At 72.0% G+C, this 8343-nt stretch carries 6 protein-coding genes; 5 read left to right on the top strand and 1 reads right to left on the bottom strand.

Annotated features, from left to right (window positions below):
• The first annotated feature begins 118 nt into the window (after window positions 1-118).
• From IF37_RS0122665 to IF37_RS0122675, 3 genes are all read left to right on the top strand, one after another.
• The gene (locus IF37_RS0122665) at window positions 119-706 is read left to right on the top strand and encodes a sigma-70 family RNA polymerase sigma factor (RefSeq protein ID WP_030745339.1); all 588 of its coding nucleotides are present in this window, start codon (window positions 119-121) and stop codon (window positions 704-706) included.
• A gap of 163 nt (window positions 707-869) precedes the next feature.
• Complete coding sequence (gene guaB, locus IF37_RS0122670) at window positions 870-2378, top strand: IMP dehydrogenase (protein WP_030745341.1); 1509 nt, start codon at window positions 870-872, stop codon at window positions 2376-2378.
• Between the two features lie 136 nt (window positions 2379-2514).
• The gene (locus tag IF37_RS0122675; protein ID WP_030745343.1) at window positions 2515-3639 is read left to right on the top strand and encodes a GuaB3 family IMP dehydrogenase-related protein; all 1125 of its coding nucleotides are present in this window, start codon (window positions 2515-2517) and stop codon (window positions 3637-3639) included.
• A 320-nt stretch (window positions 3640-3959) separates the two neighbouring features.
• Here IF37_RS0122675 and IF37_RS0122680 read toward each other — a convergent pair whose 3' ends face one another.
• Entirely contained in the window at window positions 3960-5168 is a 1209-nt protein-coding gene (locus tag IF37_RS0122680) for a nucleotide sugar dehydrogenase (RefSeq protein ID WP_030745344.1), read from the bottom strand.
• A gap of 280 nt (window positions 5169-5448) precedes the next feature.
• Here IF37_RS0122680 and IF37_RS0122685 point away from each other — a divergent pair, with 280 nt between their 5' ends.
• Window positions 5449-7155, top strand: coding sequence for a glycerol-3-phosphate dehydrogenase/oxidase (locus IF37_RS0122685; protein ID WP_030745345.1), 1707 nt, complete (start codon window positions 5449-5451; stop codon window positions 7153-7155).
• A 143-nt stretch (window positions 7156-7298) separates the two neighbouring features.
• On the top strand, window positions 7299-8343 hold a 1045-nt coding region (locus IF37_RS0122690), incomplete at its 3' end, for a serine/threonine-protein kinase (RefSeq protein WP_158727369.1).

An 8343-nucleotide genomic window follows, 5' to 3' on the forward strand; every position in this document is an offset into this window, starting at 1 on the left:
GGTCGAGCGGAAGGGGAGGGCGCAGGGGATGAGTGCCGGCGCACCTGCTCATAACGCTTCGGTGCACAACCACGAACACGATGCGACGGACCGGACGGCCGCAGGGCACCATGGACCGATGCGCGACGACGATGCGGGCACGGCCCACGGGGCGTTCGGCGGGCTCGTGCATCGCGCGGTCGACGGGGACGAGCAGGCCACGCACGATCTGCTCGCCCATGTCCACCCGCTGGCGCTGCGCTACTGCCGGACCCGGCTGTCCCGGCTCCCCGGCGACGCGCGCCACTTCGTCGAGGACCTCGCCCAGGAGGTCTGTGTGGCGGTCCTGCTCGCGCTGCCCCGCTACCGCGACACCGGCCGCCCCTTCGAGGCGTTCGTCTTCGCCATCGCCTCGCACAAGGTCGCCGACCTCCAGCGCGCCGCGATGCGCCACCCGGGGTCGACGGCGGTGCCCTCCGACGAGATGCCCGAGCGGCCGGACGACTCCCTCGGCCCGGAGGAGCGCGCCCTGCTCAGCAGCGACGCCGAGTGGGCCAAGAAACTGCTGGCCAACCTCCCGGAGAACCAGCGGGAACTGCTCCTGCTGCGCATCGCCGTGGGCTTGACCGCCGAGGAGACGGGGCAGATGTTGGGAATGTCACCCGGCGCCGTCCGCGTTGCCCAGCACCGGGCGCTGAGCCGCCTGAGAGCGCTCGCGGAGCAGTAACCGCCCGGCGCGGAGCCCTCGTAGCCCCGCCGCCGCACAGGATCACGGTGGTTCCCGTACGAACGTACGAAGCCTGAAGCGACCCCGTACCGTGGAATTTGCTGGCGACGCTTCCCGTTAGCATGGACATCCGCACCGATCAAGGCCATTTGGGGAAGGTGTCATGACTGCCAACGTCGACGGAGTGCCCGGTAAATTCGCGACACTCGGGCTGACCTACGACGACGTGCTGCTGCTGCCGGGCCCGTCGGACATGGCGCCCGACGAGATCGACACCGCCTCGTACGTCTCCCGCAACGTGCGGGTCAACATCCCGCTGCTGTCCGCCGCCATGGACAAGGTGACCGAGTCCCGCATGGCGATCGCGATGGCCCGCCAGGGCGGTGTCGGCGTGCTGCACCGCAACCTCTCCATCGAGGACCAGGCCAACCAGGTCGACCTGGTGAAGCGCTCCGAGTCCGGCATGGTGACCGACCCCATCACCATCCACCCGGAGGCCACGCTCGCCGAGGCCGACGCGCTGTGCGCCAAGTTCCGCATCAGCGGTGTCCCGGTGACCGACAACGACAAGCGGCTCCTCGGCATCGTCACCAACCGTGACATGGCGTTCGAGAGCGACCGCAGCCGCCGCGTGCACGAGGTCATGACCCCGATGCCGCTGGTCACCGGCAAGGTCGGCATCTCCGGCCCGGAGGCCATGGAGCTGCTGCGCAAGCACAAGATCGAGAAGCTGCCGCTGGTCGACGACGAGGGCATCCTCAAGGGCCTGATCACCGTCAAGGACTTCGTCAAGGCGGAGAAGTACCCGAACGCCGCCAAGGACGCCGAAGGCCGTCTCCTGGTCGGCGCCGCGGTCGGCGTGGCCGGTGACTCCTTCGAGCGCGCCCAGGCGCTGATCGAGGCCGGTGCCGACTTCATCGTCGTGGACACCGCGCACGGTCACTCCCGGCTGGTCGGCGACATGATCGCCAAGATCAAGTCGAACTCCTCCGGCGTCGACGTCATCGGTGGCAACATCGCCACGCGCGACGGCGCCCGGGCCCTGGTCGACGCGGGCGCCGACGGCATCAAGGTCGGTGTCGGACCGGGCTCCATCTGCACCACCCGCGTGGTCGCCGGCGTCGGCGTCCCGCAGGTCACCGCGATCTACGAGGCCGCGCTCGCCGCCAAGGAGGCCGGTGTCCCGGTGATCGGCGACGGTGGCCTCCAGTACTCCGGCGACATCGCCAAGGCCCTGGTCGCGGGCGCCGACACGGTGATGCTCGGCTCGCTGCTGGCGGGCTGCGAGGAGTCCCCGGGCGAGCTGCTCTTCATCAACGGCAAGCAGTTCAAGTCGTACCGCGGCATGGGCTCGCTGGGCGCCATGCAGACCCGCGGCGACCGCAAGTCCTTCTCCAAGGACCGCTACTTCCAGGAGGGCGTCGCCTCCGACGAGCAGCTGATCCCCGAGGGCATCGAGGGCCAGGTGCCCTACCGGGGCCCGCTCTCCTCCGTGGTGCACCAGCTGGTCGGCGGTCTGCGCCAGTCGATGTTCTACGTCGGCGGCAAGACCGTGCCCGAGCTCCAGGAGAACGGCCGCTTCGTGCGGATCACCTCGGCGGGTCTGAAGGAGAGCCACCCGCACGACATCCAGATGACGGTCGAGGCGCCGAACTACAGCAGCAAGCGGTAGCCCGCGGGCGGCGCGCGGACACGTCCACGCGCGCGTGCGGTCGTATCAGGGCGGTCCCGGAGCATCCGGGGCCGCCCTTGCCGTGCCCGTCGGCGATACTGGAAGGCGCTGCAACGCATAGGGAAAGGCCACCAACGTGACTGAGATCGAGATCGGGCGCGGCAAGCGCGGCCGCCGGGCGTACGCCTTCGACGACATCGCCGTCGTCCCCAGCCGCCGTACGCGGGACCCGAAGGAGGTCTCGATCGCCTGGCAGATCGACGCCTACCGCTTCGAGCTGCCGTTCCTGGCCGCGCCCATGGACTCCGTGGTCTCCCCGGCCACCGCGATCCGCATCGGCGAGCTGGGCGGCCTCGGCGTGCTCAACCTCGAGGGCCTGTGGACGCGGTACGAGGACCCGCAGCCGCTGCTGGACGAGATCGCCGAGCTGCCCGCCGAGCGGGCGACCCGCCGCCTCCAGGAGATCTACGCGGCTCCCATCAAGGAGGAGCTGATCGGCGCCCGCATCAAGGAGGTGCGCGACGCCGGCGTGGTCACCGCCGCCGCGCTCTCCCCGCAGCGCACCGCCCAGTTCTCCAAGGCGGTCGTGGACGCGGGCGTGGACATCTTCGTCATCCGCGGTACGACGGTCTCGGCGGAGCACGTGTCGTCCGCGCACGAGCCGCTGAACCTGAAGCAGTTCATCTACGAGCTGGACGTCCCGGTGATCGTCGGCGGCTGCGCCACCTACACCGCGGCCCTGCACCTGATGCGCACCGGCGCGGCCGGCGTCCTGGTGGGCTTCGGCGGCGGCGCCGCGCACACCACCCGCAACGTCCTCGGCATCCAGGTCCCGATGGCCACCGCGGTCGCCGACGTGGCCGCCGCCCGCCGTGACTACATGGACGAGTCCGGAGGCCGGTACGTGCACGTCATCGCCGACGGCGGCGTCGGCTGGTCCGGCGACCTGCCGAAGGCGATCGCCTGCGGCGCCGACTCCGTCATGATGGGCTCCCCGCTGGCCCGCGCCACGGACGGGCCCGGCAAGGGCCACCACTGGGGCATGGAGGCGGTCAACGAGGAGTTGCCCCGCGGCCAGAAGGTCGACCTGGGCACGGTCGGCACGATCGAGGAGATCCTCACCGGTCCGTCCCACACCCCGGACGGCTCGATGAACTTCTTCGGCGCCCTGCGCCGCGCCATGGCCACCACCGGCTACAGCGAGCTGAAGGAGTTCCAGCGGGTCGAGGTGACGGTGGCGGACAGCCAGCACCGTCGGTAACCGCCACGGCACGACAGGGGCCGGTCTTTCCGAGAGGGACGACCGGCCCTTTCACGTGCCCGAGCGCACACGGACGGGGTGCGGTTGCGCGCCGGGGGCGCACGGTCGCGTCCGAGGCCGAGTGCCGGAGGAGGTGGATCTTGCGGATCTTCGGATGGTGAGCGGCCGCCCCCAAGGCAACCAGGGGCGGACACTCCGTGAACCATCCGGGAGCCTGCCGCAGTACCCGCTGCGGTGGGCTCCGTCTGTTTCCGTAAGGTACCCGCGTGGCGTCCCGTGTGCCACCGGCCCTGGGGCTCGGTCCGTCCGCGCGCCCCCTTTCACAACCGGTGCGCCGCCCCCGTGGGCGTGGCCCCGCGCGTGTCCAGCAGCAGTTGCGCCTTCACGGACAGCCCCTGCAAGTCGTACGTCCGGTGCTGCTGGAGCAGGATCGTGAGGTCGGCGTCGGCGGCGGCCTCGTAGAGGGAGTCCGCGCGCGGGACCGGGCGGTCCAGGACGTTCCAGGACGGCACGTACGGGTCGTGGTAGCTCACCGAGGCGCCGAACTCCATCAGCCGGACGGCGACCTCCTGCGCGGGCGTGCCCTGGAGGTCGGCGAGGTCGGGCTTGTAGGTGACGCCGAGGAGCAGGATGCGTGCCCCGCGCGCGGACTTGCCGTGCTCGTTCAGGAGCGTGGCGGCGCGCTGGACGACGTAGCGCGGCATCCGGCTGTTGACCTGCTGCGCCAGCTCGACCATGCGCAGGGTGCGGGTCGCGTGCCCGGTCAGGTCGTGCGGGACGCCGTGCCCGCCGACGCCGGGGCCCGGCCGGAAGGCGTGGAAGCCGAAGGGCTTGGTCTCCGCGCAGCGGATGACGTCCCACAGGTCCACCCCCAGTTCGTGGCAGAGGACGGCCATCTCGTTGACGAGGGCGATGTTGACGTGCCGGTAGTTGGTCTCCAACAGCTGCACGGTCTCCGCCTCGCGCAGACCACGCGCGCGCACCACCTTGTCGGTGAGCCGGCCGTAGAAGGCGGCGGCGGACTCGGTGCAGGCGGGGGTGAGGCCGCCGATGACCTTCGGGGTGCCGGCGGGCGTGTGGCCGCGGCTGCCGGGGTCGACCCGGCTGGGGGAGTAGGCGAGGTGGAAGTCGCGGCCGGCGCGCAGACCCGACCCCTCCTCCAGCAGCGGGCGCAGGAACGTCTCCGTCGTCCCCGGCAGCACGGGCGACTCCAGGATGACCGTGGTGTGCGGACGCAGCCGCGCGGCCAGGGTGCGGGCCGCCGCCTCGACCTGTCCGAGGTCGAGGCCGCCGTCGGCGCCGCGCGGGACGGGCGCGCAGATCACCGCGGTGCGCACCCGGCCCAGCAGGGCCGGGTCGGTGACGGGGCGGAAGCCGGCGGCGTGCATCCGGCGCAGCTCGGCGGGGCTGAGCGGACCCGCCTCGGGGCCGGTGGCGTAACCGACGGTGGGGATGCCGGCGGCGACCGCGGCCTGGGCGAGCGGCGCGCCGTAGGGACCGAGTCCGATGACGGCGAGGTCTGCGGGCATGCGTGGGCCGTCCTTCCCAGTAGCCGAAGCGGGACAGGTGCGCAACCGCTGTGGACAGCAAGAGCGAGTGCACTGTTCAGACTAGGTACCCATATGACTGTTATGTGTGATTGTGTTTGTGTGTCTCCGAGGGTTCTGTGCGAGTTGTCCACAGGCGGGGAGCACGTGGTGGCCGAACTCGGACAGAACCCTCAGAATCTGGGCAGGAGGAGGGGGCGAACCGGGCTACGCCCACCGGGTGCGGCCGACGCGAGCTGGTCAGCGACAGCGGGAGGCAGCGGTGAGGACAGCGACTCTGGGGCCGGCGCAGCGCGCCGAGGCACTGGCGGCGATGGCGGAGCGCGAACTGGACGTGCTGGTGGTCGGCGGCGGGGTGGTGGGGGCCGGCACCGCGCTGGACGCGGTCACCCGCGGCTTGTCGACCGGCCTGGTCGAGGCCCGGGACTGGGCGTCCGGCACCTCCAGCCGGTCCAGCAAGCTCATTCACGGCGGCCTGCGCTACCTGGAGATGCTCGACTTCGCCCTGGTCCGCGAGGCCCTCAAGGAGCGCGGTCTGCTGCTGGAGCGGCTCGCCCCGCACCTGGTCAGACCGGTGCCGTTCCTCTACCCGCTCCGGCACAAGGGCTGGGAGCGGTGGTACGCGGGCTCGGGCGTCGCGCTGTACGACGCGATGTCGATGGCCCGCGGCCATGGCAGGGGCCTGCCGGTACACCGTCACCTGACCCGGCGTCAGGCCCTGCGCGTGGCCCCCTGCCTGAAGAAGGACACCCTGGTCGGCGCCCTCCAGTACTACGACGCCCAGATGGACGACGCCCGCTTCGTCGCCACCCTGGTGCGCACGGCGGCGTCCTACGGCGCGAAGGCGGCCAACCGCGCGCGCGTGACCGGGTTCCTGCGCGAGGGCGAGCGGGTCGTCGGGGCCCGCGTCAGGGACGTGGAGGCGGGCGGGGAGTACGAGATCCGCGCCAAGCAGATCGTCAACGCCACCGGCGTGTGGACCGACGACACGCAGGCCATGGTGGGCGAGCGCGGGCAGTTCCACGTCCGCGCCTCCAAGGGCATCCACCTCGTCGTGCCCAAGGACCGCGTCCACTCCACCACCGGTCTGATCCTGCGCACCGAGAAATCGGTCCTGTTCGTCATCCCCTGGGGCCGGCACTGGATCGTCGGCACCACCGACACCGACTGGGACCTGGACAAGGCCCACCCGGCCGCCTCCAGCGCCGACATCGACTACCTGCTGGAACGCGTCAACTCGGTGCTGGCGGTGCCGCTCGGCCGCGACGACGTCCAGGGGGTGTACGCCGGGCTGCGCCCGCTGCTGGCCGGCGAGTCCGACGCCACCAGCAAGCTCTCCCGCGAACACACGGTCGCCCACCCGGCGCCGGGACTGGTGGTCGTGGCGGGCGGCAAGTACACCACCTACCGGGTGATGGCGAAGGACGCCGTCGACGAGGCCGTGCACGGCCTGGACATGCGGGTCGCCGACTCCGTGACGGAGGAGACCCCGCTGATCGGCGCGGAGGGCTACCAGGCGCTGTGGAACGCGCGAGCGCGGATCGCCGCCCGCACCGGACTGCACGTGGTCCGCGTGGAACACCTGCTGAACCGGTACGGCTCCCTGGCGGACGAGGTCCTGGACCTCATCACGGCCGATCCCGCGCTCGGCGAACCGCTGCACGCCGCCGACGACTACCTGCGCGCCGAGGTGGTGTACGCCGCCTCGCACGAGGGCGCCCGGCACCTGGACGACGTCCTCACCCGCCGCACCCGCATATCCATCGAGACCTTCGACCGGGGCACCCGCAGCGCCCGGGAGGCGGCCGAGCTGATGGCGCCGGTCCTGGGCTGGGACGAGGAGCGGACGGCGCGCGAGGTCGAGCACTACGACAAGCGCGTGGCGGCCGAGCGGGAGTCCCAGCTCCAGCCGGACGACCAGACGGCGGACGCGGCCCGGCTCGGGGCACCGGACATCGTGCCGCTGTAGCGCCGGGCGCGGCTTCCCGTACCACCCGAGACCCGCGGCGGCGGTGGTCGGGAACGGTCCGGCCGGGGGCACCCTGGGCGTCGGGCACTTGTCGGGTGAGAGACAATGGAGGCTCTGTCAGGGCGGGTTGTATGAGGGGACGCATGTCGGAGGCGGAGCGGGCGGGTTCATCTCGTCAGGAGACTCGTCAGGACAAGAGCGAGCGGCGTCTCCTCGCCGGGCGGTACCGGCTGGGAGACGTGCTGGGCCGGGGCGGTATGGGCACGGTCTGGCGCGCCGAGGACGAGACCCTCGGCCGGACGGTCGCCGTCAAGGAACTGCGATTCCCGTCGAACATCGACGAGGAGGAGAAGCGGCGCCTGATCACGCGCACCCTGCGCGAGGCCAAGGCGATCGCCCGGATCCGCAACACCAGCGCGGTGACGGTCTTCGACGTCGTCGACGAGGACGACCGGCCCTGGATCGTCATGGAGCTGGTCGAGGGCAAGTCCCTGGCCGACGTCATCCGGGAGGACGGCCTGCTGGAGCCCCGGCGCGCCGCCGAGGTGGGGCTCGCCGTCCTCGACGTGCTGCGCTCCGCGCACCGTGAGGGCATCCTGCACCGGGACGTGAAGCCGTCCAACGTGCTGATCGCCGAGGACGGCCGGGTCGTGCTCACGGACTTCGGCATCGCGCAGGTCGAGGGCGACCCGTCCATCACCTCCACCGGCATGCTCGTCGGCGCCCCCTCCTACATCGCCCCGGAGCGGGCCCGCGGTCACAAGCCGGGACCCGCGGCCGACATGTGGTCGCTCGGCGGTCTGCTGTACGCGGCGGTCGAGGGATCGCCGCCCTACGACAAGGGTTCGGCGATCGCCACGCTCACCGCGGTGATGACCGAGCCCCTGGACGAGCCCCAGCACGCGGGACCGCTGCGGGACGTCATCTACGGCCTGCTGACCAAGGACCCGGCCCACCGGCTCGACGACGCCGGGGCCCGGGCCATGCTCAAGGCGGTGATCCACGCGCCCGAGCCCGAGTCGATGGACGTCACGCGGGTGGTGCCGCTGCCGGGTCACTCCGGCGGGCCGGCGGGCCGGCGGGGCGAGGAGCCCGGGCAGAAGCAGCGCGGCGGGCTGCGGTCGGCGCGCAAGGCGGCCGGAGCGGGTCCGGCCGCGGCACCGACGGGGGCGAGGAGCGGCAGCGGGC

Source organism: Streptomyces sp. NRRL S-31 (genome assembly GCF_000718775.1).
Classification (GTDB): Bacteria; Actinomycetota; Actinomycetes; order Streptomycetales; family Streptomycetaceae; genus Streptomyces.

What these genes read in the sequence shown, in the direction of transcription:
- IF37_RS0122665 (WP_030745339.1), top strand. Translation starts at nt 119, where the DNA reads ATGCGCGACGACGATGCGGGCACGGCCCACGGGGCGTTCGGCGGGCTC.
- guaB (WP_030745341.1), top strand. Translation starts at nt 870, where the DNA reads ATGACTGCCAACGTCGACGGAGTGCCCGGTAAATTCGCGACACTCGGG.
- IF37_RS0122680 (WP_030745344.1), bottom strand. Translation starts at nt 5,168, where the DNA reads ATGCCCGCAGACCTCGCCGTCATCGGACTCGGTCCCTACGGCGCGCCG.